The 26,353-nt window shown below is 74.0% G+C and carries 23 protein-coding genes and 1 tRNA gene; 17 read left to right on the top strand and 7 right to left on the bottom strand.

Translation table 11 applies throughout. The features are described 5' to 3' along the window. Nucleotides 1–2 precede the first annotated feature (2 nt). Nucleotides 3–1,613 (top strand): FAD-binding oxidoreductase, encoded by a 1,611-nt coding sequence (locus ACYVO2_RS16860; RefSeq protein ID WP_461008635.1) that lies wholly within the window; start codon nt 3–5, stop codon nt 1,611–1,613. Nucleotides 1,614–1,622: 9 nt separating this feature from the next. On the opposite strand, the gene ACYVO2_RS16855 is transcribed toward ACYVO2_RS16860, so the two are convergent. After that, nucleotides 1,623–2,306, bottom strand: a complete 684-nt coding sequence (locus ACYVO2_RS16855; protein ID WP_461008634.1) for a response regulator — start codon at nt 2,304–2,306, stop codon at nt 1,623–1,625. 160 nt (nt 2,307–2,466) lie between these two features. Between ACYVO2_RS16855 and ACYVO2_RS16850 the strand changes: the two genes are divergently transcribed. From ACYVO2_RS16850 to ACYVO2_RS16815, 8 genes are all read left to right on the top strand, one after another. Then, a complete protein-coding gene (locus ACYVO2_RS16850; protein WP_461008633.1) occupies nt 2,467–3,456 on the top strand; it encodes a Bug family tripartite tricarboxylate transporter substrate binding protein in 990 nt (329 codons plus the stop codon). Next, a complete protein-coding gene (locus ACYVO2_RS16845; RefSeq protein WP_461008632.1) occupies nt 3,456–4,139 on the top strand; it encodes a tripartite tricarboxylate transporter TctB family protein in 684 nt (227 codons plus the stop codon). The genes ACYVO2_RS16850 and ACYVO2_RS16845 overlap by 1 nt, the downstream gene beginning before the upstream one ends. 1 nt (nt 4,140) lies before the next feature. Then, on the top strand, nt 4,141–5,754 hold the full coding sequence (locus ACYVO2_RS16840; RefSeq protein ID WP_461008631.1) for a tripartite tricarboxylate transporter permease: 1,614 nt from the start codon (nt 4,141–4,143) through the stop codon (nt 5,752–5,754). Nucleotides 5,755–5,903: 149 nt separating this feature from the next. Further along, complete coding sequence (locus ACYVO2_RS16835; RefSeq protein WP_461008630.1) at nt 5,904–6,584, top strand: helix-turn-helix transcriptional regulator; 681 nt, start codon at nt 5,904–5,906, stop codon at nt 6,582–6,584. A gap of 265 nt (nt 6,585–6,849) precedes the next feature. Beyond that, nucleotides 6,850–7,941, top strand: coding sequence for a galactose-1-phosphate uridylyltransferase (gene galT, locus ACYVO2_RS16830; protein ID WP_461008629.1), 1,092 nt, complete (start codon nt 6,850–6,852; stop codon nt 7,939–7,941). Further along, nucleotides 7,942–8,997, top strand: coding sequence for a UDP-glucose 4-epimerase GalE (gene galE, locus ACYVO2_RS16825; RefSeq protein ID WP_461008628.1), 1,056 nt, complete (start codon nt 7,942–7,944; stop codon nt 8,995–8,997). Continuing rightward, entirely contained in the window at nt 8,994–10,142 is a 1,149-nt protein-coding gene (galK, locus tag ACYVO2_RS16820) for a galactokinase (RefSeq protein WP_461008627.1), read from the top strand. Before galE ends, galK begins: the two co-directional genes overlap by 4 nt. A gap of 232 nt (nt 10,143–10,374) precedes the next feature. Continuing rightward, the gene (locus ACYVO2_RS16815; RefSeq protein WP_461008626.1) at nt 10,375–11,181 is read left to right on the top strand and encodes a LuxR C-terminal-related transcriptional regulator; all 807 of its coding nucleotides are present in this window, start codon (nt 10,375–10,377) and stop codon (nt 11,179–11,181) included. Nucleotides 11,182–11,183: 2 nt separating this feature from the next. Here ACYVO2_RS16815 and ACYVO2_RS16810 read toward each other — a convergent pair whose 3' ends face one another. Then, entirely contained in the window at nt 11,184–11,681 is a 498-nt protein-coding gene (locus tag ACYVO2_RS16810) for a MarR family winged helix-turn-helix transcriptional regulator (protein WP_461008625.1), read from the bottom strand. Between the two features lie 74 nt (nt 11,682–11,755). Between ACYVO2_RS16810 and ACYVO2_RS16805 the strand changes: the two genes are divergently transcribed. After that, a complete protein-coding gene (locus tag ACYVO2_RS16805; protein WP_461008624.1) occupies nt 11,756–12,637 on the top strand; it encodes a trans-aconitate 2-methyltransferase in 882 nt (293 codons plus the stop codon). A gap of 51 nt (nt 12,638–12,688) precedes the next feature. On the opposite strand, the gene ACYVO2_RS16800 is transcribed toward ACYVO2_RS16805, so the two are convergent. Together ACYVO2_RS16800 and ACYVO2_RS16795 are read right to left on the bottom strand one after the other, a co-directional pair. After that, nucleotides 12,689–13,393, bottom strand: coding sequence for a TetR family transcriptional regulator (locus ACYVO2_RS16800; protein ID WP_461008623.1), 705 nt, complete (start codon nt 13,391–13,393; stop codon nt 12,689–12,691). Beyond that, nucleotides 13,390–14,379, bottom strand: coding sequence for an acyl-CoA desaturase (locus ACYVO2_RS16795; RefSeq protein ID WP_461008622.1), 990 nt, complete (start codon nt 14,377–14,379; stop codon nt 13,390–13,392). The genes ACYVO2_RS16800 and ACYVO2_RS16795 overlap by 4 nt, the downstream gene beginning before the upstream one ends. An 829-nt stretch (nt 14,380–15,208) precedes the next feature. Between ACYVO2_RS16795 and ACYVO2_RS16790 the strand changes: the two genes are divergently transcribed. From ACYVO2_RS16790 to pth, 5 genes are all read left to right on the top strand, one after another. Then, nucleotides 15,209–15,283, top strand: a tRNA-Gln gene (locus ACYVO2_RS16790). Nucleotides 15,284–15,406: 123 nt separating this feature from the next. Further along, nucleotides 15,407–16,837 carry a bifunctional UDP-N-acetylglucosamine diphosphorylase/glucosamine-1-phosphate N-acetyltransferase GlmU gene (gene glmU / locus ACYVO2_RS16785; protein WP_461008668.1) on the top strand — a complete coding sequence of 477 codons (1,431 nt, stop codon included), beginning with the start codon at nt 15,407–15,409 and terminating at the stop codon, nt 16,835–16,837. Between the two features lie 251 nt (nt 16,838–17,088). Then, a complete protein-coding gene (locus ACYVO2_RS16780; protein WP_461008621.1) occupies nt 17,089–18,066 on the top strand; it encodes a ribose-phosphate diphosphokinase in 978 nt (325 codons plus the stop codon). Nucleotides 18,067–18,276: 210 nt separating this feature from the next. Next, a complete protein-coding gene (locus tag ACYVO2_RS16775) occupies nt 18,277–18,864 on the top strand; it encodes a 50S ribosomal protein L25/general stress protein Ctc (RefSeq protein WP_461008620.1) in 588 nt (195 codons plus the stop codon). A gap of 119 nt (nt 18,865–18,983) precedes the next feature. Beyond that, on the top strand, nt 18,984–19,586 hold the full coding sequence (gene pth / locus ACYVO2_RS16770; RefSeq protein WP_461008619.1) for an aminoacyl-tRNA hydrolase: 603 nt from the start codon (nt 18,984–18,986) through the stop codon (nt 19,584–19,586). A gap of 141 nt (nt 19,587–19,727) precedes the next feature. Here the strand turns inward: pth and ppc are convergent, their stop codons facing one another. Continuing rightward, on the bottom strand, nt 19,728–22,478 hold the full coding sequence (gene ppc / locus ACYVO2_RS16765; protein ID WP_461008618.1) for a phosphoenolpyruvate carboxylase: 2,751 nt from the start codon (nt 22,476–22,478) through the stop codon (nt 19,728–19,730). Nucleotides 22,479–22,590: 112 nt separating this feature from the next. Between ppc and ACYVO2_RS16760 the strand changes: the two genes are divergently transcribed. After that, nucleotides 22,591–23,955 (top strand): sensor histidine kinase, encoded by a 1,365-nt coding sequence (locus ACYVO2_RS16760; RefSeq protein ID WP_461008617.1) that lies wholly within the window; start codon nt 22,591–22,593, stop codon nt 23,953–23,955. A gap of 25 nt (nt 23,956–23,980) precedes the next feature. Here ACYVO2_RS16760 and ACYVO2_RS16755 read toward each other — a convergent pair whose 3' ends face one another. Both ACYVO2_RS16755 and ACYVO2_RS16750 read right to left on the bottom strand, forming a co-directional pair. Beyond that, nucleotides 23,981–24,469: an SUKH-3 domain-containing protein gene (locus ACYVO2_RS16755; protein WP_461008616.1), complete on the bottom strand. Its 489-nt coding sequence runs from the start codon at nt 24,467–24,469 to the stop codon at nt 23,981–23,983. Nucleotides 24,470–24,476: 7 nt separating this feature from the next. Next, a complete protein-coding gene (locus tag ACYVO2_RS16750) occupies nt 24,477–25,013 on the bottom strand; it encodes a YwqJ-related putative deaminase (RefSeq protein WP_461008615.1) in 537 nt (178 codons plus the stop codon). Between the two features lie 331 nt (nt 25,014–25,344). Between ACYVO2_RS16750 and ACYVO2_RS16745 the strand changes: the two genes are divergently transcribed. After that, complete coding sequence (locus ACYVO2_RS16745; RefSeq protein ID WP_461008614.1) at nt 25,345–26,352, top strand: SMI1/KNR4 family protein; 1,008 nt, start codon at nt 25,345–25,347, stop codon at nt 26,350–26,352. Nucleotide 26,353 lies beyond the last annotated feature (1 nt).

Raw genomic sequence — 26,353 nt, 5'->3', positions numbered from 1 at the left:
ACATGGCCGGGCAGACCAGGAGGAACGTCCTGCGCGGGGCCGCGCTCACGGCGGCGGGGGCCGGGCTCGCCGCCCGGGCGCCGGGCGCGGCAGCCGAGCCGGGGGCGGCAGCCGAGCCGGGGGCGGCCGGGGCCGGCGGGGCGGCGGGGGGAGTCGTCACGCCGGGCGACCCCCGGTACGCGTCCCTGGTCGACCGGCACTACAACCGCCGCTTCCAGGGCAGCCCCGACGAGGTCAGGGTGGTGGCCGGCACCGCGGAGACGGTGCGCGCGGTGCGGGACGCGGTGCGCGCGGGGCAGCGGGTCGCGGTGCGCAGCGGCGGCCACTGCTTCGAGGGCTTCGTGGACGACCCGCGGGTGCGGATGGTCATCGACACCTCGCAGCTCGACCGGGTCGGCTGGGACCCGCGGATGCGCGCGTTCGAGGTCGGCGCCGGGGCCACGCTCGGCGACGTCTACCGGCGGCTGTACGTCAACTGGGGCGTGACCGTCCCCGCCGGGTCCTGCCCCGGCGTCGGCGCGGGCGGGCACGTGCCGGGCGGCGCGTACGGCCCGCTGTGCCGTGTGCACGGCCTGGCCGTGGACCACCTGTACGCCGTGGAGGTGGTGGTCGTGGACCGGGCGGGCCGCGTCCGCGCCGTGGTGGCCACCCGGGAGCCGTCCGACCCGCACCGGGAGCTGTGGTGGGCGCACACCGGCGGCGGAGGCGGCACCTTCGGCGTCGTCACCCGCTACTGGTTCCGCACCCCCGGCGCCGAGGGCGACCCGTCCGCGCTGCTGCCCGCCCCGCCCGCCTCCGCGCTCACCTACAGCGCCACCTGGCGCTGGGCCGACCTGGACCGGGAGGCGTTCACCGGCCTGGTGCGCGCCTACGGCGACTGGGTGGCGCGCAACAGCGCGGTCGGCACCCCGGCCGCCCCGTTCTACGGCGAGTTCATCCTCATGGGCCGCGCCTCGGGCACGATCGTCCTCCAGGGCCAGGTCGCCGCGCCGCCCGCCGAGGCCGACCGGCTGCTCGACGGCCACCTGGCGGCGCTCGCCGCGGGCTCCGCGGCCCGCCCCGGGGTGGTCAGGCGGCACCGGCCCTGGCTGGCCGCGGCGCTGGCCGGGTCGCCGGGGGAGCCGGGGCCGGTGTACCGGCTGAAGGTGAAGTCCGCGTTCGCCCGCGAGCCGCTGTCGCCGGAGCAGGTCGCCACCGCCCACCGGGTGCTGTCCGGGGCGGGCCCCGCCGGGGGCGGCATGCTGAGCCTGAACACCTACGGCGGGCGGGTCAACGCCGTCGCGCCCGGCGCCACCGCCGTCCCGCACCGCGGCGCGACGCTGCTCATGATGTACGCGGCAGGCTGGGAGCGCGCCGCGGACGACGCCCGCAACCTCGCGTGGATCAGGGACTTCTACCGCGACATGCACGCGCGCACCGGCGGCGTCCCCGCGCCCGCCGACGGCTGCTTCCTCAACTACCCGGACGCCGACCTCGCCGACCCCCGCCACAACACCTCCGGCGTCCCCTGGCAGGCCCTGTACTTCGGGGACGGCCACGCGAGGCTCCGGCGCGCCAAGGCCCGCTTCGACCCGGGGAACGTCTTCCACCACGCGCTGTCCGTGCGGGCCTGAGCGCCCCCGCTACCGCCCCGCCCAGGTGTACCACCGCTCCGGCCGCCCCGCCGAGCCGTACCGCAGCCGCACCACCGCCTGCCCGGTGTCGGTGAAGTGCTCCAGGTAGCGGCGGGCGCTCACCCGGGACACCCCCAGCTCGGCCGCGCACTCCGCCGCCGAGACGTCCTCGGGCGCCCGCCCCCGGAGCACCCGCCGCACCAGGTCGGCCGTCGCCCGGCTCAGCCCCTTGGGCAGCTCCTGCCGGGCCGGGGCCTGCCGCACCCCGCCGAACAGCCGGTCGATGTCGTCCTGGCTGGCCCGCTCGGTGCCGGCGAGGCCCCGGTGCGCCTCCAGGTAGTGGGCGAGCCGCTCCGCGAGGTCGTGGTACTCGAACGGCTTGACCAGGTAGTGCACGATCCCGCCGCGCCGCGCCTGGTGCACGGTGGCCGCGTCCCGGGCCGCGCTGATCACCAGGAAGTCCGTCTGCGGCGACACCTCCCGGATCCGGCGCAGCACCTCGAGGCCGTTCGCGTCCGGCAGGTACAGGTCGAGCAGCACCAGGTCGGGGCGCAGCCGGGCGGCCTCGCGCACCGCCTCCTCGCCGGTCCTGGCCACCGCGGCGACCGCGAACCCCTCGGTGCGCTCGACGTACCCGCTGTGGATGCGGGCCACCATGAAGTCGTCGTCGACGACCAGAACGTGCACGGTCACGGTGACCACAAATAACTCAATGTCCGTTGTTTTGCGAAGGGTGACGTACGGCACAGCCGCCGGAGAAGCTGCGGCAACACTGCGTTAACCCCTCCGAAAAACTCCCGGTGGCCGGCGTCCCCCGCGCCCCGCGCCGGGACCTCCCCTGGAACGGGATGCGATGAAACGACGGACACTGCTGCGCGCCGCCGCGTGCGCGGCGCTCGCTCCCGCGGCCACCGCGTGCGGCGTCACCCGGGACAGCGACACCGGCGCCGACGGGCCCCTCACCGGGCTGCGCATGATCGTCGGCAACAGCCCCGGCAGCGGCTACGACATCACCGCCCGCACCGTCGGCAAGGCGATGACCGACTCCAAGGCCGCCCGCGGCATGGAGGTGTTCAACATCGCCGGCGCCGGCGGCACCATCGGCCTCAGCCGCCTGGTCAACTCCAGGGGCAGCGAAGAGATGCTCATGATGATGGGCCTGGGCGTCGTGGGCGCCGTATACACCAACCGGTCCTCCGCCACCCTGGAGGACGCCACCGCGCTCTGCCGGCTGATCGAGGACCCCAGCGCCATCGTGGTGCCCAAGGGTTCGAAGTTCCGCACCTTCGACGACCTCGCCGACGCCTGGCGCGCCCACCCGGGCAGGCTCTCCGTCGGCGGCGGCTCCTCCCCGGGCGGCCCCGACCACCTGCTGCCCATGCAGGTCGCCGAGGGCCTGGGCATCGACCCCACCAAGGTCTCCTACATCGGCTACGACGGCGGCGGCGAGCTGCTCACCTCCCTGCTCGGCTCCAAGGTGGACGTCGCGGCCACCGGCATCGGCGAGATGGTGGACCAGATCGCCGCGGGCGACGTCCGGGTGCTGGCCACCACCGGGCGCACCGGGATCAAGGGGCTGAACGCCCCCACCCTCAAGGACCGGGGCGTCGACGTGGCCGCCGTCAACTGGCGCGGGGTGATCGCCGCCCCCGGCATCTCCGAGCGGCGGCGGGAGCGGCTCACCGAGGCGCTCGGCCGGATGCGCGCCTCGCAGGAGTGGCGGGGCGCGCTGGAGCGCAACGGCTGGACCGACGCCTGGCTGACCGGGCCGGAGTTCCGGACGTTCCTGCGCGATCAGAACAAGCGGGTGGAGAACACGCTGCGGAAGCTGGGGCTGGCCTGATGACGACACCCAACGGCACCACCACGAACGGCACCACCACGAACGACGCCACCACGAACGGCACCACCGCCAAGGGCGCCACCACCGACGCCACCGCGAACGACACGGCCGCCCCCGGGCAGCCCGACCCCGCCACCGCCCCCGCCGGCCCCGGCGCCCCCGCCCCGCCCGAGCCCCCCGCCGGGCGCCTCGCCTGGCTCAGGGAGCGCGCCGAGCTCGCCGTCTCCGTGCTGCTGCTGGGCCTCGGCGCCGTCGTGCTGTGGGACACCGCCACCCTGCCCGAGCTGCCCTCCGCGGAGAACCAGCCCATCGGCCCGCGCGCGGTGCCCACCGCGGTCGGCATCGGCCTGGTCGTCTGCGCCGTCCTGCACGCCGTGGACGTGCTGCGCGGCGGACGCGGCGAGATGGAGGGCGGCGAGGACGTCGACCCGGACGCCAAGCCCGACTACAAGGCGGTCGGCCTGCTCGTCGCGGTGTTCCTCGCCAACGCCCTGCTCATCGAGCCGCTCGGCTGGGCGATCTCCGGCGCGCTGCTGTTCTGGGGCGCCGCCTTCGCGCTCGGCTCCCGGCACTTCCTGCGGGACGCGTGCATCGCGGCCACGCTGTCCGTGGGCTCGTTCTACGCCTTCTACTACGGGCTCGGGATCACCCTGCCCCCCGGCGTGCTGAAGGGAATCCTCTGAGATGAACGAGCTCGGCAACCTCATCGGGGGCTTCGGCACGGTCCTCGGCCCCGAGAACCTGCTGTACGCCCTCATCGGCGTGCTCATCGGCTCCGCGGTCGGCGTGCTGCCCGGCATCGGCCCGGCCATGACCGTGGCCCTGCTGCTGCCCGTCACCTACGGCATGGAGCCCACCACCGCGTTCATCATGTTCGCCGGCATCTACTACGGCGGCATGTTCGGCGGCGCCATCACCTCCATCCTGCTCAACACCCCCGGCGAGTCCGCGTCCGTGGTCACCGCCATCGAGGGCAACCTCATGGCCAAGCGCGGCCGGGCCGCACAGGCCCTGGCCACCGCCGTGATCGGCTCGTTCGTGGCCTCCACCATCGGCACCGCGCTGCTGGCGTTCCTCGCGCCCGTGGTGGTGGACCTCGCCGTGCAGCTCGGCGCCCCCGCCTACTTCGCGATCATGGTGGTGGCGCTGACCACCGTCACCGCGGTCATCGGCAGCTCCCGGATCCGCGGCTTCGCCTCGCTGGCGCTGGGCCTGGCCATCGGACTGGTCGGCATCGACTCCATCTCCGGCCAGCAGCGGCTGACCTTCGACGTGCCGCAGCTCGCCGACGGCATCGACATCGTCGTCGTCGCGGTCGCCGTGTTCGCCGTCGGCGAGGCCCTGTGGGTCGGCGCCCACCTGCGCCGCACCCCGCCCAAGCCCATCCCCGTGGGCACCCCGTGGATGGGCCGCGACGACCTCAGGCGCTCCTGGAAGCCGTGGCTGCGCGGCGTCGCCATCGGCTTCCCCATGGGCGCGCTGCCCGCGGGCGGCGCCGAGATCCCCACCGTGATCTCCTACGCCACCGAGAAGCGGCTCGCCGGGAAGGACAGCGAGTTCGGCAAGGGCGCCATCGAGGGCGTCGCCGGCCCTGAGGCCACCAACAAGGGCTCCGCCGCGGGGTCCCTGGTGCCGATGCTGTCGCTGGGCCTGCCGGCCAACGCCACCGGCGCGGTGCTGCTCGCCGCGTTCACCCAGTTCGGCATCCAGCCGGGACCGCTGCTGTTCGAGCGGGAGAGCGACCTGGTGTGGGCGCTGATCGCCAGCCTGTTCATCGGGAACGTCCTGCTGCTGCTGATCAACCTGCCGCTGGCGCCGGTGTGGGCCAAGCTGCTCCAGATCCCCCGCCCCTACCTGTACGCCGGGATCCTGTTCTTCGCCTCCCTGGGCGCGTTCGCGGTGAACTTCCAGCCGGTGGACCTCATCGTGCTGCTGGTGCTCGGCCTGCTCGGCTTCCTGATGCGCCGCTTCGGGCTGCCGGTGCTGCCGCTGATCCTCGGCGTCATCCTCGGGCCCATGGCGGAGGAGCAGTTGCGCCGCACCTTCCAGCTCAGCCACGGCGAGGTCAGCGGGCTGTGGAGCGAGCCGCTCGCGGTCGCCCTGTACGGGGTGGCGGCCCTGGTGCTGCTGTGGCCGCTGCTGGGCAAGGCGGTGCGCCGGGCGCGGGGCGACGGCGGGCGGGCCGCGGCCGCCGCCGCGGAGCCCGCGGGCGCGGAAGCGGGCACGGAAGCGGGCACGGAGACGGGCACTGAGGCGGGCACGGAGAGGAGTGAACGCTCCCCGCGCACGCCCGCATAGTGCGGATTGCGCCAGAAAACCCCGGCCCGAACGTACGGACCGGGGTTTTCCCGCCACTGAATGCGACGGCGTGTCGAACTAGCGTGTACCTTGCCCCGCTAAGGTCAGTGGATCAGTAGGGCCGTCGGTCCACGGGGAGGGGAACCGCCATGGGCGTCCGGCTCGTAGTCGTGGACGACCACCGCCTGCTCGCCGAGGCGCTGGCATCGGCGCTGAAACTGCGCGGCCACCGGGTGCTGGCCGCGGCCGCGCCCAGCGGAGCGGCGGCCGACCTGGTCTTCAGCCGCACCCCGGAGGTGTGCCTGATCGGCACGGCCGGACCGGCCGAGCCCGGTGCCTTCGACTCGGTGGTGCGGATCAAGAGGGAACGGCCGGGCGTCGCCGTCGTCGTCCTCGGCCCCGTGCCCAACCCGCGCGGCATCGCGGCGGCGTTCGCGGCCGGGGCCTCCGGCTATGTGCGGCACGACGAGCGCATCGAGGGCGTGGAGCGGGCCATGGTCAAGGCCCGCGCCGGCGAGGTCGCCGTCGCCCCGCAGTTGCTCCAGCAGTCCTTCGCGGAACTGCTCAACCCGGCGGCCGAGCCGGACGACGAGGGCGCCAGGCTGCTCCAGATGCTCACCCCGCGCGAGGTCGAGGTGCTGGTGCGGGTCGCCGAGGGAGAGGACACCCGGCTGATCGCGGCGGGCATGGGCATCGCCCCCAGCACCGCCCGCACCCATGTGCAGCGGGTCCTGATGAAGCTGGGCGTGGGCTCCCGCCTGGAGGCGGCCGCCCTGGCCGCCCGCACCGGCCTGCTGGACCGCGCCTCCGGCGAGGGCGGCCGGGCCTAACCGGCGCCCGCCCCGCCTCCGCCCCGCCCCGGGGCATGTCCGGGCACCGGGTGCGCCCGGCCCCCGTCCCCGCGCACCCTCGTTCGCGCCCACCGCGCCCGCCCGCTCCAGCGAACCCCTTCCCTCATGGCGCACACTGGCGCACCCTTTCGCTTTTGTTCACCTCCCCGTGCGCCTCGCCAGCGTGAGCCTGCACGAGTGTTGACCCAGCCTGTTGGCTCATGGTTCATTGTGTTGAATTGTGTTGAGACTCCAGGGGACAAGGGTGAAGAAGACGACGACCCGGCTCGCCGACGGCCGCGAGCTGGTCTACTACGACTCCCGGGACGACGCCGTGCGCGACGCCGCCGACCCGCGGCCGCTCGACCCGATCACCACCCGGTCCGAGCTGCGCCACGACCGCCTCCTGGACGAATGGGTGATCATCGCCTCGCACCGCCAGGGCCGCACCCACCTGCCGCCCCCGGACCAGTGCCCCCTGTGCCCCTCCCGGGAAGGGCGGCACAGCGAGATCCCCGCCGCCGACTACGACGTCGTGGTGTTCGAGAACCGCTTCCCGTCCCTGGCCGGCGGCCCCGGAGACGCGATCGCGCGGGGCGGGGACGCGTTCGCCGTCCGCCCCGGCGCGGGACGCTGCGAGGTGGTCTGCTTCACCTCCGACCACAACGCCTCGTTCGCCGACCTCACCCCCGCGCAGGCCGCGCTCGTCCTCGACGCCTGGACCGACCGCACCGCCGAGCTCTCCCAGCTTCCCGGCGTGGAGCAGGTCTTCTGCTTCGAGAACCGCGGCGCCGAGATCGGCGTCACCCTCGGCCACCCCCACGGCCAGATCTACGCCTACCCCTTCACCACCCCGCGGACCGCGCGGATGCTCGCCTCCGCCGCCGCCCACCGCGCCCGCACCGGCCGCAACCTCTTCGACGACACCCTCGCCGCCGAGCGCGCCGACGGCGGCCGCGTCGTCGTCGAGGGCGAGCACTGGACCGGCTTCGTGCCGCACGCCGCCCACTGGCCCTACGAGGTCCACCTCTACCCCAACCGGCGCGTGCCCGACCTGACCCGGCTCGACGACGCCGCCCGCGCCGAGTTCCCCCACCTGTACCTGGACCTGCTGCGCCGCTTCGACCGGTTGTTCGGCGACGACGCGGGCCCCACGCCCTACATAGCGGCCTGGCACCAGGCCCCGTCCCGCCCCGAGGCCCGCGCCGAGTTCGCCCTCCACCTGGAACTCTTCACGATCCGCAGGGCGTCGGGGAAGCTGAAGTTCCTCGCCGGGTCCGAGTCCGGCATGAACGTGTTCATCAACGACGTGCCGCCCGAGGCCGCGGCGCGCCGACTGCGAGAGGTGGCCAGCTAAGTGAACCCGAACCCCGCAACCGCACGCCGCTACCTGGTGACCGGCGGCGCCGGCTACGTGGGCAGCGTCGTCGCCGCCCACCTCATCGAGGCCGGGCACCGGGTCACCGTGCTCGACGTGCTGTCCACCGGGACCCGCGAGGGCCTGCCGCGGGGCGCGGAGTTCGTCGAGGGCACCCTCCAGGACGCCGCCCGCGTCCTGGACCCCTCCTACGACGCCGTGCTGCACTTCGCCGCCTCCTCCCAGGTCGGCGAGTCCGTCACCAACCCGGAGAAGTACTGGCGCAACAACGTCGGCGGCACCCTCGACCTGCTCGTCGCCATGCGCGAGGCCGGCGTGGGCACCCTGGTCTTCTCCTCCACCGCCGCCACCTACGGCGAGCCGGAGACCGCGCCCATCCCGGAGACCGCCCCCGCGCGCCCCACCAACCCCTACGGCGCCTCCAAGCTCGCCGTCGACCACATGATCAGCGGCTGGTGCGCCGCCCACGGCCTGGCCGCGGTGTCCCTGCGGTACTTCAACGTCGCCGGCGCCCACGGCCCCTACGGCGAGCGCCACGACCCCGAGACCCACCTCATCCCGCTCGTCCTCCAGGTCGCCCTGGGCAAGCGCGAGGCCATCTCGGTGTACGGCGACGACTACCCGACCCCGGACGGCACCTGCGTGCGCGACTACATCCACGTCGCCGACCTCGCCGAGGCCCACCTGCTCGCCCTGGACCACGCCCTCCCGTCGCCCGCCGCCGCCGACGCGGACGCCTCCGCCCACCGCGTCAACCCCGGCGAGCACCTCGTGTGCAACCTCGGCAACGGCAGCGGCTTCTCCGTCCGCGAGGTCATCGACACCGTCCGCCGCGTCACCGGGCACCCCGTCCCCGAGGTCGTCGCCCCGCGCCGCGGCGGCGACCCGGCCGTGCTCGTGGCCTCCGCCGAGCGCGCCAGGACCCTGCTCGGCTGGAAGCCCAGCCGCTCCGACCTCACCCGCATCGTCAGCGACGCCTGGGAGTTCGCCAAGGCCGTCCACGGACACGAGCACAACGGGAGCACCGACCGATGAGCACCACCGCGGACGCCTTCACCCGCATCCACGGCCGCCCGCCCGCCGGGGTGTGGGCCGCCCCCGGGCGCGTCAACCTCATCGGCGAGCACACCGACTACAACGAGGGCTTCGTCCTGCCGCTCGCCCTGCCCCACACCACCGAGGCCGCCGTCGCCCCCCGCGACGACGGCAGGCTGCGCCTGACCTCCGCCCAGGACCCGGAGGGCCGCGTCCACGACTACACCGTGGACGAGCTCGCCCCCGGCCGCACCTCCTCCTGGGCCGCCTACCCGGCCGGGGTGCTGTGGGCGCTGCGCGAGGCCGGGCACAAGGCCGGCGGCGCCGACATCCACCTGGACAGCACCGTCCCCACCGGCGCGGGCCTGTCCTCCTCCGCCGCGCTGGAGTGCGCCGTCGCGTTCGCCCTGAACGACCTGTACGGCCTGGGCCTGACCCCGCCCGAGCTCGCCCGGCTCGCCCAGCGCGCCGAGAACGACTTCGTCGGCGTGCCCTGCGGCGTCCTCGACCAGATGGCCAGCTCCTGCTGCGTCGCCGGGCACGCCCTGCACCTGGACACCCGGGACCTCACCCAGCGCCAGGTCCCCTTCGACCTGGCCGCCGAGGGCCTGCGGCTGCTGGTGGTGGACACCCTGGTCAAGCACGACCACGCCGACGGCGCCTACGCCGAACGCCGCTCCGGCTGCGAGGCCGCGGCCGCCGCGCTCGGGGTGCCCGCGCTGCGCGACATCCCGTCCGACGGGCTCGACGACGCGCTGCGCCGCCTGCCCGACGACACCGCGCGCGGCCTGGTGCGGCACATCGTCACCGAGAACCGGCGCGTCACCGACGTCGTCGCCCGCCTCGACGCGGGCGACACCCGCGGCATCGGCGGCCTGCTCAACGAGAGCCACACCTCCATGCGGGACGACTTCCGGATCTCCTGCGCCGAACTCGACCTGGTCGTGGACACCGCCGACGCGGCCGGGGCGCTGGGCGCCCGGATGACCGGCGGCGGCTTCGGCGGCTCCGCGATCGTGCTGGTCGAGGACGCCGACGCGGCGGCCGTCACCGCGGCCGTCGAGCGGGCGTTCGACGCGGCGGGGTACCGCGCCCCCCGGGTGTTCACCGCCGTCCCCGCGGCGGGCGCCCGCCGCACCGCCTGACCCCTCCCCGGGCCCCGCGCCGCACCGCACCGGCGCGGGGCCGCCCCTCGTCCACCGTGGGCGACCCGTCCCGGGACCCATCCTCTTTGGCCATAGTCTTGGCAGTTCTGTGATTGAGCGGCGCTTGTCACCGGTCGGTCGTAGGCTGAACCCTGGTATCGGTGGGGGCCGGTCCCAGGGGGCGAAGCTGGATGGCGACCGGGGCGACCGTTCCCGGACTGGGGGGAGCAGCATGGGGCGGATCCGCGTCCTGGTGGTGGACGACCACCGGATATTCGCCGAGTCACTGGCCGCCGCGCTGGCGGCGGAGCCGGACGTCGAGGTCTCCGCCGCGGGCAGCGAGATCGCCGCCCAGCGCTGCCTGGAGCGCGCCGCCGCCGACGGCCGCCGCTACCACGTCATCCTCGTCGACGCCGACCTCGGCGGCGCGGCCCGTCCCGCGCTCCAGCGCGTCCCCGAGCAGCGCGGCCCCGACACCGCCACGGCCACCGCGCCCGACCCGGCCGCCGCCCCGGCCACCGACGGCCTCGGCCTCGTCGAGCGGGTCCGGAACGACCACCCCGGCACCCGCACCGTCGTCCTCGCCGACCGCGACGACCCGCGCCGCGCCGCCCGCGCCCTCCAGGCCGGGGCCTCCGGCTGGGTCGCCAAGGACTGCTCGCTGTCCCGCCTGCTCGCCGTGGTCCGCGGCGTCCTGCGCGACGAGACGCATCTGCCGCCCGCCCTCCTCACCGGAGTGCTGCGCGAGCTCACCGCCGCCCGCCGCCACCGCACCGAGAGCGAGCGCCTGGTGGAGTCCCTCACCCCGCGCGAGCAGGAAGTGCTGCGCTGCATGGTGGCCGGCCTCGGCCGCAAGGCCGTCGCCGAGCGCCTCTACCTCTCCCCGCACACCGTGCGCACCCACATGCAGAACGTCCTGGGCAAGCTGGGCGTCCACTCCACCCTCGCCGCGGTCGCCCTCGCCCGCCGCGCCGGCGTCGGCCCGGTGGACCTCGGCGTCACGGCCACCGGCAGCAGGGCCGGCGGCGCTAGGCCGTGACCTCAGTCCGGCACGTTGTCGAACGGCGCGACCAACTGCCGCAGCAGGCCCGCCAGCTCCCCGCGCTGCGCCGCCGTCAGCTCGCCGAGGATCTCCCGCTCCTGCGCCAGCAGCCCGGCCAGCGCCTGGTCCGCCCGGTCCCGCCCCTCGGCGGTCAGCCGCACCAGCACCCCGCGCCGGTCGCTGGGATCCGGCAGCCGCTCCACCAGGTCCTTCTTCGCCAGCCTGTCGATGCGGTTCGTCATGGTGCCCGACGTCACCAGCGTCTGCGTGAGCAACTGCCCGGGGGAGAGCTGGTAGGGCGCCCCCGCCCGCCGCAGCGCGGTCAGCACGTCGAACTCCCACGGCTCGAGTCCGTGCTCCGCGAACGCCGTCCTGCGCGCCCGGTCCAGATGGCGGGCGAGACGGCTGACCCGGCTGAGCACCTCGAGCGGTTCGACGTCGAGGTCGGGGCGCTCTCTGCGCCAGGCGGCCACCAAGCGATCGACCTCGTCCTCCATGGAGATCAGTGTAGTGGTTCTGTCGATGTGAAGTCTCTTGACGTCGAGATAGTTGGGGGTGCACCCTTCGGAGGGTGACCGACGACACCCGCACCGACACCACCTGGGACCCCGCCCAGTACCTCCGCCACGCCGACCACCGCACCCGCCCCTTCCACGACCTGCTCGCCCGCGTCCCCGACCTGCCCTCGCCCCGCCATCCCCGCATCACCGACCTGGGCTGCGGCCCCGGCACCGCCACCGCCACCCTGCACCACCGCTGGCCCGGCGCCCATGTCACCGGCGTCGACCACAGCCCCCAGATGCTCCGGGCCGCCGCGCCCCTCGCCGGCCCCACCCCGCACGGCGGCACCCTCGCCTTCCACCCCGGCGACGCCGCCACCTGGACACCCGAGCGGCCCCACGACCTGGTCGTCAGCAACGCGGTCCTGCACTGGGTGCCCGGCCACGCCGAGTTCTTCGCCCGCTGGACCGCCGCCCTGCGCCCCGGGGGCGTGCTCGCCTTCCAGGTCCCCGCCAACCACGACGCCCCCTCCCACACCCTGCTGCGCGAGCTCGCCGCCGCCCCCCGTTGGCGCCCCCGCCTCGCCGGCCTCGCCGACCGCCCCGCCCCGGTCCTGCCCCCCGCCGCCTACCTCGACCGCCTCGCCGCCCTCGACTGCGACGTGGACGCCTGGGAGACCACCTACCTGCACGTCCTCCCCGGCGACGACCCCGTCCTCGACTGGGTCAGGGGCACCACCCTGCGCCCCGTCCTCGCCGCCCTCACCGACCCGGAGGAACGCGACGGGTTCCTCGCCGAGTACGCCGCCGGCCTCCGCGCCGCCTACCCCCGGCGCCCGCACGGCACGGTCTTCCCCTTCCGGCGCGTCTTCGTGGTCGCCAGGAAGAGGACGGAAGGGCAGGGCGCGGCCGCGGAGAGGGCAGCCGGGCACACCGCGGGGAACCAGCCATGATCACCGCCCCGGACCGCCCCGCCGCGCCCCCGGCCGCGGCGCCCCGGTCCGTCAGCTCTTCCTGCGGCCTATCAGCCGGGGCCTCGGCTCCATGCCCTCCAGGCCGTTCCAGGCCAGGTTCACCAGATGCGCCGCCACCTCGGCCTTGTTCGGCCTGCGCACATCCAGCCACCACTGACCCGTCAGCGCCACCATCCCCACCAGCATCTGCGAGTACATCGGCGCCAGCTTCGGGTCGAATCCCCGCGCCTTGAACTCCAGGCCCAGGATGTCCTCCACCTGCCGCGCGATGTCGCTGATCAGCGACGCGAACGTTCCCGTGGACTGCGCCACCGGCGAGTCCCGCACCAGGATCCGGAACCCGTCCGTGGACTGCTCGATGTAGTCCAGCAGCGCGAACGCCGCCTCCTCCAGCAGCTCCCGCGGGTGCCCCCCGGTCAGCGCCCCGTTCACCATGCTCAGCAGCATCCGCATCTCGCGGTCCACCACGACCGCGTACAGCCCTTCCTTGCCCCCGAAGTGCTCGTACACCACCGGCTTGGAGACCCCGGCCTGCGCCGCGATCTCCTCCACCGACGTCGCTTCGAACCCGCGTTCGGCGAACAGGGTCCGCCCGATCTCCACCAACTGCTCCCGGCGCTCCTTGCCGGTCATCCGAACGCGGGCGCGCCCGCCGGACGACGAACGGGTCCGGCGGGCGCCCCCCGAAGCTCTGCGCTGATGACTGCCGCTGGGATCGTCCACGGCGTCAATCATGCCGCCTCGGTAACTTCGCCCCTGCGCCGGGACTCGAGCCGTTCCCGCCTCGGCCAGCGCACATCGCTGGCCCAGCCCAGCATCTCGAGCCACCTGATCACACGCGCGCTGGTGTCGATCTGCCCCCGCAGCACACCGTGCCGGGCGCACGTCGGGTCGGAGTGGTGCAGGTTGTGCCACGACTCGCCGCAGGAGAGCACCGCCAGCCACCAGACGTTGCCGGAGCGGTCCCGGGACTTGAACGGGCGCTTGCCGACCGCGTGGCAGATGGAGTTGATCGACCAGGTCACGTGGTGCAGCAGCGCCACCCGGACCAGGGAGCCCCAGAAGAACGCCGTCACCGCGCCCTGCCAGGACCACGTGGCCAGACCGCCGACCAGCGGCGGGATCAGCAGCGACACCACCGTCCAGAGCGCGAACTGCCGGGAGATCATCCGGATCGCCGGGTCGCGGATCAGGTCGGGCGCGTACTTCTCCTGGGAGGTCTGCTCGCGGTCGAACATCCAGCCCATGTGGGCCCACCACAGGCCCTTCATCAGCGCCGGGACGGTCTCGCCGTAGCGCCACGGCGAGTGCGGGTCGCCCTCGTGGTCGGAGTACTTGTGGTGCTTGCGGTGGTCGGCCACCCAGCGCACCACCGGGCCCTCGATGGCCAGGGACCCGGCGACGGCCAGCGCGATCCGCAGCGGGCGGTTGGCCTTGAACGAGCCGTGGGTGAAGTAGCGGTGGAAGCCGATCGTGACGCCGTGGCAGGTGAGGAAGTACATCCCCACCAGCAGGCCCAGGTCCAGCCAGCTCACGCCCCACCCCCAGGCCAGGGGCACGGCGGCGACCAGGGCGGCGAACGGGATGACGATGAACAGGGCCAGGGCGATCTGCTCGGACGAGCGCTTCCGCTCGCCGCCGAGGGTGGCGGGGGGAGCGTCCGCGTTCCCTGCGGAGTCACCCAGCGGGGCGTCTTCGATCACGTCGGGAGTTGTGGTCATGGGCGTCCCTCATAGGGCTCGGGGGCGGGGGAGAACGGCGGCCGCGCATGGCTACGCTCCCGTAACCTACGGCGCCGTAAGTATGGCAGGGCGTCCTCTGTGGGCAATACCCCGGCGACGCCCGCCTGTCGGAGATCTGTGCCCATTTGAGACGGCTTTACTAGTGCGGATCCTCGGTAACGCCTTGAGCCCGTACATTCCCTCGAACGTGTCATCAGGAGGGAAGCGCCGGACGGGTGTACGGGTAAATCTGACAGCGCCGGACTCATGAAATTGGAGCTGGACGCCCGTGTCAGGGCGCGTGAGCTGCGGCGTCCGGACGGGGCGCGCGACGGGATCGCGGTGGAGCCGAGGGCGGTGAAAAGCGCGGTGCCGCGGCGCCGGGGACGGTGGGGCCGCCGACGGCAATCGGACGTCATCGGGTCGTTCCCGGCATGGCCGAATCTGCTCGGTATCTGCTCGGTATCCGCTCGATATCCGCGCGGAATCCGCTCGGTGCCCGCGCGATGTCCGGCCGGTCTCCGAATCGCCGTCCGGCCGCTGTCGGACGGCCCGAATGCGGTCGGCCCGAGTGCGGTCGGCCGTGCTTCCGCGCGCATCGGGCCGCACCGTCCCGGCATCAGCTTTCGAAAGGGTGTTCCGGGGGAGGGCGCCGGAGGCGGTCCGTGGGAACGCGGGCGAGGGCCCCGGGACCGCCTTCCTCCCCTCCGCCTCGCGCGAGGCGCCGATCTTTACCGTCGCATCGAGGGCAGGTGGTACGGCATAGTGGTAGCCGCAACCCGGAACGGCGGGCCCACCAGAGGCAAATGTCCGTTTCGAGGAAAAATAATCCGCCGTGGTGTAATTGGCAGCACCTGGGGTTTTGGTCCCCATTGTCCAGGTTCGAGTCCTGGCGGCGGAGCCACAGGCCCGCACTCCCGGCCCCGGTATCCTGCACGCGTCTTTACCGTCAGCAATACCGAGGAGCCACCTCGTGACCACCCGTCCGGCCGCCGTCGTCGTCCTCGCCGCGGGTGAGGGCACCCGTATGAAATCGGCCTCCCTGCCCAAGGTGCTGCACCCGATCTGCGGCCGGTCCCTCGTCGGGCACGTCGTCGCCGCGGCCCGGGAGCTGGAGCCCGAGCACCTGGTCGTCGTCGTCGGCCACATGCGCGAGAAGGTCGCCGCGCACCTCGCCGAGATCGACCCCGCCGCCCGCGCCGTGGTGCAGGAGCGGCAGAACGGGACCGGGCACGCCGTCCGGGTGGGCCTGGAGGCCCTCGCCGCCGAGGGTGTCTCCTTCGACGGCACGGTCGTGGTCACCTACGGCGACACCCCGCTGCTGACCGCCGCCACCATGCGCGGGCTGGTCGCCGCCCACGCCGCGGACGGCAACGCCGTCACCGTGCTGACCGCCCGCGTCCCCGACCCCACCGGCTACGGCAGGATCGTGCGGTCCGGCGACGGGTCGGTGGCCGGGATCGTGGAGCACAAGGACGCCTCGGAGGAGCAGCGGGGCATCGACGAGATCAACTCCGGTGTCTACGCGTTCGACGGCAAGCTGCTCGCGCAGGCGCTCGGCCAGGTCCGCACCGACAACAGCCAGGGCGAGGAGTACCTCACCGACACGCTCGGCATCCTGCGGGCCGCGGGCCACCGGGTGGGCGCCCAGGTGGCCGGGGACCACCGGGAGATCCTGGGGATCAACGACCGGGTGCAGCTCGCGCAGGCCCGCCGGGTGCTCAACGACCGCCTGGTGGAGTCGGCGATGCGGGCCGGGGTCACGGTGGTGGACCCGGCGACGGCGTGGTTCGACGTGACGGTGACGGTGGAGCCGGACGCCGTGGTGCTGCCCAACACCCAACTGGAGGGCGCCACCCACCTGGGCGCGGGCGCCGAGGTGGGCCCGAACTGCTCGCTGCGGGACACCGTGGTCGGCGCCGGTGCCCGGGTGAGCAACACCACCGCGGACCGGGCGGAGATCGGCCCGGAGGCGTCGGTGGGTCCGTACGCGTACCTGCGCCCGGGCACGCGGCTCGGGGTGGGGGCGAAGGCGGGCACGTTCGTGGAGATGAAGAACGCCGCCGTGGGCGAGGGCACGAAGGTGCCGCACCTGAGCTATGTGGGCGACGCCACGATCGGCGACCACACGAACATCGGCGCGGCCAGCGTCTTCGTGAACTACGACGGCGAGCGCAAGCACCACACCACGATCGGCAGCCACTGCAAGACCGGTTCGGACAACATGTTCGTCGCACCGGTGACGGTCGGGGACGGCGCCTACACGGCGGCCGGCTCGGTGATCACGCGGGACGTGCCGCCGGGGTCGCTCGCGGTGGCCCGCGGGCAGCAGCGCAACATCGACGGCTGGGTGGAGCGCAAGCGCCCGGGGAGCGCGGCGGCTCAGGCCGCGCGCCGGGCGCAGGAGCGCGCGGCGGGCGGCGGCAGGGGCGGTGACGGCGGGGAGAACGCCGGGTAGCGGCGGTCCTTCGGCGCGGTGTCCGGCGGGTCGCGCCGGGCACCGGACCCTTTTGCCGGGGCTTCGTCCGGTATGGCCGGACAGTCGCGGTAATCGCGTCCTTACGGTCGGAATTGGGGGTTCCACCGGGTGCGCGGCCGCGGTGGGGACCGCGTACCGTGGTGGTTGCACCCAACCCGCCGGCCCGCGTCCGAAGGTGGACGAGCTCCCGCTTTGAGGGCGCGGGAGCCAACACCAAGGAGAACGTTGCTGTGACCGGGATCAAGACGACCGGTGAGAAGAAGCTGATGCTCTTCTCCGGCCGCGCCCACTCCGAGCTGGCGGAGGAGGTGGCCGAGCAGCTCGGTGTGAGTCTCGTACCCACCAAGGCGTTCGAATTCGCGAACGGTGAGATCTACGTGCGCTTCGAGGAGTCCGCGCGCGGCTCCGACGCGTTCGTGATCCAGAGCCACACCCGGCCGATCAACACCTGGATCATGGAACAGCTCATCATGGTGGACGCCCTGAAGCGGGCGTCCGCCAAGCGCATCACGGTCGTGATGCCGTTCTACGGCTATGCCCGGCAGGACAAGAAGCACCGGGGCCGCGAGCCCATCTCCGCGCGGCTGATGGCGGACCTGTTCAAGACCGCGGGCGCGGACCGGCTGCTGGCGGTGGACCTGCACACCGCGCAGATCCAGGGGTTCTTCGACGGCCCGGTGGACCACCTGTTCGCGCTGCCGCTGCTGGCGGACTACGTGGGGCGCAAGGTGGACCGGGACAAGCTGACCGTGGTCTCGCCGGACGCGGGCCGGGTGCGGGTCGCCGACCAGTGGTGCGACCGCCTCGGGGCGCCGCTGGCGATCGTCCACAAGCGCCGCGACAAGGACGTGGCCAACCAGGTGACGGTCCACGAGGTGGTGGGCGAGGTCAAGGACCGCGTCTGCGTGCTGGTGGACGACATGATCGACACCGCGGGCACCATCTGCGCGGCGGCGGACGCGCTGTTCGCGAACGGCGCGGCCGACGTGATCGTGGCCGCGACGCACGGTGTGCTGTCCGGCCCGGCGAAGGACCGGCTGAAGAACTCGCGGGTGAGCGAGATCGTGCTGACCAACACCCTGCCGACGCCGGGTGAGCTGGAGCTGGACAAGGTGACGGTGCTGTCGATGGCACCGGTGATCGCGAGCGCGATCCGCGAGGTCTTCGAGGACGGCTCGGTGGCCAGCCTCTTCGACGACGTGCACTGACGGCGGTCGGGCCGCGCCCCCGGGTGGGGGGCGCGGCCCGATTTCGCCGGTACGGCCGGGCGTGGGTAGACTTCCCGGGTTGCCCGGCGAGGGAGCGCTCCGCGTGCCGCGGGGTGTGTCCGTGATCGACGTGCTCTTCGTACGCCGTCGTGGCCGAGCGACCCACAGGCAGATTTTCCGATCGCAGTCACGTGTACGAGGAGCGCCCTCATGTCCGAGGTCCGTATCGCCGCAGAACCGCGCACCGAGTTCGGCAAGGGTGCCGCCCGCCGCACGCGCCGCGCGGGCAGGGTTCCGGCCGTGGTGTACGGCCACGGTGCCGAGCCGGTGCACCTGTCCCTTCCCGGCCACGAGCTGATGCTGGCCCTGAAGACCCCGAACGTCCTGCTGGCCTTCGACATGAACGGCAAGAAGGCGCTGGCCATCCCGAAGGCCGTGCAGCGCGACCCGCTGAAGGGCTTCCTCGAGCACGTGGACCTGCTCGCGGTCCGCAGCGGTGAGCAGGTCACCGTCGAGGTGCCGGTGCACGTCGAGGGCGAGCTGGCCCCGGGCGGGTACCTGCTGGAGCACCTGCTGAACACCCTGCCGCTGGAGGCGGAGGCCACCCACCTGCCGGAGTCGGTGACGGTGTCCGTGCAGGGCCTGAGCGCCGGTGACACCATCGCGGCCAAGGACATCCCGCTGCCGAAGGGCTCGAAGCTGGCCGTGGACGAGGACACCCCGGTGCTCCAGGTCGTCTCCGCGCAGGTCGAGGCGCCGGCCGAGGGCGCTGCCGAGGGCGAGGGCGCGGAGGGCTGAGCCTGCCCGGCCGCCGCTGTGGGTGTGGCCCCGTTCCGACCGCCCGGTCGGAGCGGGGCCCGCTCGTGTTCGCGGCCGGTGGTTCGTGGCGGGTTTCCGGACGGCTGGAGAATGGCGCTGTGACGGCAGATGTGACGGCAGGGACGTCGCCCGGCTCTGCGGGGCCGTGGCTGGTGGTGGGCCTGGGCAATCCGGGCCCCGAGTACGCGGGGCACCGCCACAACGTGGGGTTCATGGTGGCGGACGTGCTGGCGGGCCGGGTGGGGGGCCGGTTCAAGAGCCACCGCAGCAGGGCGCAGGTGGTGGAGGGGCGGCTCGGGGGCCGGCGGGTGGTGCTGGCCAAGCCGATGTCGTTCATGAACCTCTCGGGTGGCCCGGTGACGGCGCTGCGGGACTTCTACAAGGTGCCGGTGGGCAACCTCGTGGTGGTGCACGACGAGCTGGACATCGGGTTCGGCACGCTGCGGCTGAAGCGGGGCGGCGGGGACAACGGCCACAACGGGCTGAAGTCCATCACCAAGTCGCTGGGGCCCGACTACCACCGGGTGCGGTTCGGTGTGGGGCGGCCGCCGGGCCGGATGGAGGTGGCGGCGTTCGTGCTGCGCGACTTCTCGGCGGCGGAGCGCAAGGAGCTGGACTACTTCGTGGACCGGGCGGCGGATGCGGTGGAGTCGCTGATCGAGGAGGGCTTGGAGCGGGCGCAGAGCGCCTACAACTCGTAGGGGCCCTTTCGCGCGGGGGCTCTGCGCGCAGGGTCCGACGGCCGGCTGCCCGGGGCGAAGCCCCGGGCAGCCGGCCGTGCTGCGGCCCGGCCCGCGGCGGGCGGTGGCTCCGGGCCCCGTCCGCCCCGGGCGGGCGCGTGTTCAGCCGGTGTTGCGCAGTCCCGCTGCCACGCCGTTCACGGTCAGGAGGAGGGCGCGGGACAGCAGGGGGTCGGGTTCGTCGCCGCGGGCGGCCGCCTCGCGCTGGCGGTGCAGCAGCGTCACCTGGAGGTAGGAGATCGGGTCCAGGTAGGCGTCGCGGATGGCGAAGGTCTGCTGGAGGGTGGGCGCGGAGTCCAGCAGCGCGTCCTCGCCGGTGACGGCGAGGACCTCCTTCACGGTGAGGGCGTGCTCGGCCTCGATGAGGGCGAAGATGTGGCGCAGCTCGTCGGGGACGAGGGTGTCCACGTAGTGGCGGGCGATCCGCAGGTCCGTCTTGGCCAGCGTCATCTCCACGTTGGACAGGAAGTTGCGGAAGAAGTGCCAGTGCTCGTGCATCTCGGCGAGGACCGAGTCCAGCCCCGCCCTGCGGGCCGCGGCGAGCCCGGAGCCGACCCCGAACCAGCCGGGGACGATCTGCCGGGACTGGGTCCAGCCGAACACCCACGGGATGGCGCGCAGCCCGTCGAGACCGGCCCCGGAGTCGGGGCGGCGGGACGGGCGGGAGCCCAGGTGCAGGGAGGCGAGCTGGTCCACGGGGGTGGAGGCGAAGAAGTAGGCGGGCAGGTCCGGGTCCTCCACCAGCCGCCGGTAGGCGGCGTAGGCGGCGTCCGAGACGGTGTCCATGGCCGCGTCCCAGCGGGCGAGGGCCTCCTCGCTCTGGCGGGGCGCGGTGTGCAGGGCGGACGCCTGGAGGGTGGCGGCGACGGTGAGTTCCAGGTTCTCCCGGGCCAGCGAGGGCAGCAGGTACTTGTCGGAGATGACCTCGCCCTGCTCGGTGACCTTGATCTCGCCTTCCAGGGTGCCCCAGGGCTGGGCCAGGATGGCGGCGTGGCTGGGCCCGCCGCCGCGGCCGACGGTGCCGCCGCGGCCGTGGAACAGCCGCAGCCGCACCCCGTAGCGGTGGGCGACGTCGCGCAGGCGGCGCTGGGCGCGGTGGATCTCCCACTGCGAGGTGGTGATGCCGCCGAACTTGGAGGAGTCGGAGTAGCCGAGCATGACCTCCTGCACATCGCCGCGCAGGGACACCAGGCGGCGGTAGGACGGGTCGGCGAGCATGTCGTCCAGCAGCCGGTCGGCGGCCTTCAGCTCGTCGGTGGTCTCCAGCAGCGGGACGATGCCGATCTTCGCCCAGCCGGCGTGCAGGTCGATCAGGCCGGCCTCGCGGGCGAGGACGGCGGCGGCGAACACGTCGTCGGCGCCCAGGCACATGGAGATGATGTAGCTCTCGACGACCTCCGGGCCGAACCGCTCGAACGCCTCCCGGATGGAGTGGAAGACCCCGAGGGTCTTGGCCCCGGCCTCGTCGAGCGGGGCGGGGGTGGGGGCCAGCGGGCGGCGGGAGCGCAGCTCGCGGGAGAGCAGGTTGCGCCGGTAGTCGCGCGGCATGTCGGCGTAGCGCCAGCTCTCCTCGCCCAAGCGGTCGAACAACTGCCCGAGGGCGTGGTGGTGGGCCTCGGCGTGCTCGCGGACGTCCATGGTGGCGAGCTGGAGGCCGAACGCGGCCAGGGTGCGGATGGCGCGGTCCAGGCGCCCCGCGGCGATCAGCTCGCCCCGGTTGGCGCGCAGGGAGTCCTGGATGAGCCGCAGGTCGGCCAGGAGCTCACCGGTGCCCAGGTAGTCGTGGCCCGGGCGGTGCGGGGTGCCGTTGGCGAGGCGCTCGCGGGTGTTGAGCAGCTTCTGGCGGACGCAGGTGGCCTTCAGGCGGTAGGGCTCCTCGGCGTTGAGCCGCTTGTAGCGGGGGCTGATCTCGGGGAGGTTCTCCAGGTCGCGGCGGAGGCTGTCGGTGAGCTCGGGGGTGGCGCCGGAGTTGCGGATGGAGCTGGACAGGGCGCCGCGCAGGTCGTCCACGAGGTCGATGGCGTCGCTGATGCCGTGCTCGTGCTGGAGGATCAGCACGTCGAGGGTGACGTCGGGGGTGACGTTGGGGTTGCCGTCCCGGTCGCCGCCGATCCAGGTGCCGAAGGTGAGGGGGCGGGCGGTGGTGGGCAGCTCGACGCCGATGCGGGCGAGCTCCTGCTTCAGGTCCTCCAGCACGTCGGCGGCGGCGCCGTGGTGCAGCTCGTCCAGGTAGTAGATGGCGTTGCGGGCCTCGTCCGCGGGCTCGGGGCGGGCGGCGCGCAGCTCGTCGGTCTGCCAGATGAGGTCGATGTTCTCGGCCAGGCGCAGGTCGGTGCGGCGGCGGTCGGTGCCGTCGGCGGGCCGGTCCAGCAGTGCGGCGATGCGCCGCAGCTTGTTCAGGACGCTGCGGCGGGCCGCCTCGGTCGGGTGGGCGGTGAACACGGGGCGCACGTTGAGGCGCTGGACGGTCTCCCGCACATGGTCGGGGTCGGCCTCGGCGAGCCGGTCCACGGTGCGGGACAGCGGGCTGCCCTCGGCGGCGTGGCGGGCCCGCAGCTCGCGGCCGCGGTGCACCTGCTCGGTGACGTTGGCGAGGTGGAAGTAGGTGGAGAAGGCACGGACCAGCTTGGCGGCGGTGTCCAGGTCGGTCGCGGAGAGCAGTTCGGCGGCGGCGTCGCCGTCGGTGCGGGTCAGGGCGCGGACGCGCTCGACCAGCTCCAGCAGCTCGGGGCCCTCCTGGCGGACGAGGGTCGCACCGAGGAGTTCGCCGAGGCGGCGGATGTCGGCGCGCAGCGCGCTGTTGTCGGTCAGGGCTGCGGGTGCGAGGTCGGAGGGGGTGTCGGCGTTGCTCACGGGATGCGGCTCCTAGGGGGACGTGACGGGCAACGACGGGTACGGACCGCGCTGTCCGACCTGCGCCTCAGCATAGGAGCCGCGGCGCTTCCCGGCCGCTTAGGCTGACGGTATGAGATCGAGGGGGATCACCCGGCCCGGTGGGGAGCCGGGCGGCGGGGGAGCCGCGGGGGCCGGGGGCTGGCTGTGGTGGCCGCGGCGGCGCGGCGCGGTGCTGGACATCGGGCTCGCGCTGGCGTCCACCGCGGAGTGCGTGGCCGAGGGCGTGGACTTCGCGCACCGGGTGGGTGTGCCGGTGCTGCCGTTCGTGCTGCTGGGGCTGCTGGCCGGGCCGGTGCTCGTGGTGCGCAGGCGGTGGCCGGTGGCGGTGATGCTGGTGTCGCTCGCGGTGACGCCGGCGAAGATGGGCGTGCTGCTGGGCATCATCGGGGTGTACACGCTGGCGGCGTCGGCGGTGCCGCGGCGGGTGACGTTCTCCCTGGCGGGGCTGAACGCGCTGGGCGCCTACGTGGTGGCGGTGTACGACCTGCGGGGCTCCGGCGGGCCCGAGGACGAGATGTCCCTGCCCGCGCTGCTGCTGAGCTCCTTCGCGCTGGTGGCGGGCGTCGCCGTGGCGCCGATGCTGCTCGGCCTGTACGTGGGGGCGCGGCGGCGCCTGGTGGAGAGCCTGGTGGACCGCGCGGACGGCCTGGAGCAGGAGCTGGCGCTGCTGGCGGAGAAGGCGCAGGAACGGGCGCAGCGGGCCCGGATCGAGGAGCGGACCCGGATAGCCCGGGAGATGCACGACGTGGTGGCGCACCGGGTGAGCCTGATGGTGGTGCACGCCGGGGCGTTGCAGGCGCTGGTGGGGCGGGACCCGGAGCGCGCGGCGCGCAACGCGGAGCTGCTGGGGGACCTGGGGCGGCAGGCGCTGGAGGAGCTGCGGCAGATGCTCGGGGTGCTGCGGGCCACGGAGGACGCGGCGAAGGGGGTGCCGGAGCCGGTGGCGGCGCCCGCGGCGGGCGCCGCGGCGGGGGCGGTCCCGCCGACGGGGGACGGGACGGCGGAGGACCCCGCGCCGGAGGAGGACGACGGCGGGTCGGGTCCGGTGCTGGGGGACGTGGAGAAGCTGGTGGAGGCGTCCCGGGCGGCCGGGATGGCGGTGGACCTGTCCGTGGAGGGGGAGCTGCGGCCGGTCGCGGTGGAGTCGGAGCGCACCGCGTACCGGGTGGTGCAGGAGGCGCTGACCAACGTGCACAAGCACGCGCCGGGCGCGAAGGCGCTGGTGCGGGTGGCGTACCGGGAGGAGGAGGTGGCGGTGCTGGTGGAGAACGGGCCCTCGGACGGGCGTCCGTCCGCGGCGCTGCCCAGCGGCGGGAACGGCCTGGTCGGGATGCGGGAGCGGGTCACCGCGCTGGGCGGGGGGTTCGTGGCGGGGCCCCGGCAGGGCGGCGGCTTCCGGGTGTCGGCGCTGCTGCCCGCGGCTCCCCGCCGGTGACGTGGGGTCGGTGCCGCGGGGCGCGTCAGGTGGCGTCCGCGGTGAGGCGGGCGGGCTGGAGGCCGACGACCAGGGTGCTCAGGGCCAGGTCGAAGGTGGCGCCGAGGTACCAGTCGCCGGTGTGGTCCAGGCTGTAGACGCGGCCCTCGGCGTCGATGGCGAGCACGGCCTGCCCTTCGCCCTCCTCGCCGAGCGGGCACACCCTGCTGTCCAGGGCGCGGCCGAGGTCGTCGAAGGTGCGGGCGAGGTGCAGCCCGCGCAGCGGGTCCACGGTGAACGGGGTGCGGGCGACCTCGCGGCCCGCGCCGGTGACCTCGACCGTGAGCCCGCCGAACTCGGCCCACACCTCGACCGCCGCCGGGAAGACGCTGTGCCGGTGCCCGCCGGGGGAGACGTAGGCGCGCAGCAGGTCGGCCCAGCCCTCGGCCTGCCTTATGTCCCAGCGCCCGGGCTGCCAGCCCGCCGCGCGCAGCGCGGTGTCCACGGCCTGGGGGAAACGCGTGGTCGTGCTCATGGAACGATCATGCGGTATCGGGGGGCGCGCCGACGGTGCGTACCCCGAAATGGGTGAGCAGAGGCGCGCAGGAGCGGCAGGGGGGCGCGAACGCCCCGTGCAGCGGGTCGCCGTCCTCGCGGATGCGCCGGGTGGTCAGCTTGGCGTGCTTCAGGGCGCGCTTGGCCTCGCCGTGGCTGAGCGGCTTGCGGGAGGCGCGCTTGGAGCGGTTCGCCTCGACGGTGGCCAGGTACTGGGACAGCAGCACGGCCTCGGGGCAGCGCCCGGTGAAGCGCTCCCGCTGGGTGACGGGCAGCGCGTCGAAGAAGTCCCGGACCAGGGGGTGCAGCTTCGGCGGCTGCTCGGACCTGGTGCCGGCGCAGGTGTAGGTGGTGCCGCGCACGGACAGCGCCGCGGCCGTCGCGGGCAGGATGCCGTCGCGGCGGTGCAGCAGCAGGGGCGGCGGGCCCGCGCCGAGGGTCGTGGGCGTGCTCCGCCAGGCCAGTCGCGGATCGGCGTCGCGGCCGCCCGTCGGCCCGGTCGCCGGTCGGTCTGCGGTGTGCACCCTTGGTGTTCCCTCCCCGTTCTCTCCCCGTTGTCTGCCCCCCGGCAACGCTCAGCCTGCCAAAAGGGCGGCGCGAAAGAGAAGTGAGCGGTGGGGCGGGGGTGCCGAATGAGCGCTGAGTCACACACCAGTTCGCCTTCGTGCGCTCTCCGGCGGGGTGCCGCGGGGACCCCTCCGGCCGGCCGCGCCGCCGCGGACGGCGCCCCGCGGCGGGGCCGGGCGGGGTGAGGGGTTCACCCGGGTCGACCGGTCGTTGACGCAGGGCGGACCGCCTGTCAATCACCCCATAGGCTGTGGGGCAACAGTCTTCAGCCAGCAGGGGGCTACCGCAATGACGACAGGTCGGCCCGGCGCTCCGGCCACACCGGGAGCGCCGTTGCCCACGGAGGGCGCGCCGCCGAACGCGGCCTACGCCGGGCAGGTCGTGCATTTCCCGGACCCGGTCCGTGCTGCCCGCTACCCGCACGGGGTGCGCGTGGACGAGGACGGCTACCCGGACTTCTCGCCGTACGCGCGCGCGGCGGCCGAGATCGCGGAGCCGCCCGAGGGGTTCGGCGTGGACGAGATGCGGCTGACCGACTACGTCTCCGCGAACGTGGCGTGCGCCCGTTCGGGTCACGAGCTGTGGGCGAACCTGCCCCCGGTCGCCACCCCGCACGGCTGGACCTGGCACCACGTCGCCAACACCCGCGGCATGGAGCTGGTCCCGGTCGAGGTCAAGAGCCTGCTGCGGCACCACGGAGGGCTGACCACGTCCACCGCGGACCACACCAAGCGCGGCACCCGCCCGCTCCAGGAGACCCGCCCGGTGCACTTCCGGCTGCCCAAGGAGCCGGTCGCGGTCAGCGAGGAGCAGGTGCTGGGCGTCGAGGAGGACCTCGGCTACCGGCTGCCCGGCGCGTACCGCACGTTCCTGAAGGCCGCGGGCGGCTGCGCGCCCGTCGGCGTGGCCCTCGACCCCGAGCTGGGACTGCTGCTGGACCAGCCGTTCTTCACGGTGCGCGACGAGCCGGCCGTCAACGACCTGGTGTACGCCAACAAGTGCCTGCGCGACCACCTGACCAAGGACTTCCTCGCCATCGCCTATGTGCAGGGCGGACTGCTCGCGGTCAAGGTCAAGGGCGAGAACAACGGCTCGGTGTGGTTCTGCGCCCACGACGACGCCCGGGACCGGGACAACTGGCCCGTGCACCAGCGGGTCGCCGAGCTGCTGCTGCCGTGCGGCGACGACCTCGACGCCTTCCTCCAGCGCCTGGTCGGGAACCCCCCCGAACTGGAGACCGTGGCCGATCTGATGGTGGACGGCGGCTTCGCCGCCGCCGTCCCGGTGGGGGAGTGAG

The sequence above is a fragment of the Streptomyces capparidis genome (genome assembly GCF_054782095.1).
The sequence above is the reverse complement of the archived record's forward strand: the minus strand, read 5'-3'. Positions and strand labels throughout refer to the sequence as shown.

Bases quoted from the DNA above. Each gene is read 5' to 3' on its own strand.
- ACYVO2_RS16860 (WP_461008635.1), top strand. From the start codon at position 3: ATGGCCGGGCAGACCAGGAGGAACGTCCTGCGCGGGGCCGCGCTCACG.
- ACYVO2_RS16850 (WP_461008633.1), top strand. From the start codon at position 2,467: ATGAAACGACGGACACTGCTGCGCGCCGCCGCGTGCGCGGCGCTCGCT.
- ACYVO2_RS16845 (WP_461008632.1), top strand. From the start codon at position 3,456: ATGACGACACCCAACGGCACCACCACGAACGGCACCACCACGAACGAC.
- ACYVO2_RS16840 (WP_461008631.1), top strand. From the start codon at position 4,141: ATGAACGAGCTCGGCAACCTCATCGGGGGCTTCGGCACGGTCCTCGGC.
- ACYVO2_RS16835 (WP_461008630.1), top strand. From the start codon at position 5,904: ATGGGCGTCCGGCTCGTAGTCGTGGACGACCACCGCCTGCTCGCCGAG.
- galK (WP_461008627.1), top strand. From the start codon at position 8,994: ATGAGCACCACCGCGGACGCCTTCACCCGCATCCACGGCCGCCCGCCC.
- ACYVO2_RS16815 (WP_461008626.1), top strand. From the start codon at position 10,375: ATGGGGCGGATCCGCGTCCTGGTGGTGGACGACCACCGGATATTCGCC.
- ACYVO2_RS16810 (WP_461008625.1), bottom strand. From the start codon at position 11,681: ATGGAGGACGAGGTCGATCGCTTGGTGGCCGCCTGGCGCAGAGAGCGC.
- ACYVO2_RS16800 (WP_461008623.1), bottom strand. From the start codon at position 13,393: ATGATTGACGCCGTGGACGATCCCAGCGGCAGTCATCAGCGCAGAGCT.
- ACYVO2_RS16795 (WP_461008622.1), bottom strand. From the start codon at position 14,379: ATGACCACAACTCCCGACGTGATCGAAGACGCCCCGCTGGGTGACTCC.
- glmU (WP_461008668.1), top strand. From the start codon at position 15,407: ATGAAATCGGCCTCCCTGCCCAAGGTGCTGCACCCGATCTGCGGCCGG.
- ACYVO2_RS16775 (WP_461008620.1), top strand. From the start codon at position 18,277: ATGTCCGAGGTCCGTATCGCCGCAGAACCGCGCACCGAGTTCGGCAAG.
- ACYVO2_RS16760 (WP_461008617.1), top strand. From the start codon at position 22,591: ATGAGATCGAGGGGGATCACCCGGCCCGGTGGGGAGCCGGGCGGCGGG.
- ACYVO2_RS16755 (WP_461008616.1), bottom strand. From the start codon at position 24,469: ATGAGCACGACCACGCGTTTCCCCCAGGCCGTGGACACCGCGCTGCGC.
- ACYVO2_RS16745 (WP_461008614.1), top strand. From the start codon at position 25,345: ATGACGACAGGTCGGCCCGGCGCTCCGGCCACACCGGGAGCGCCGTTG.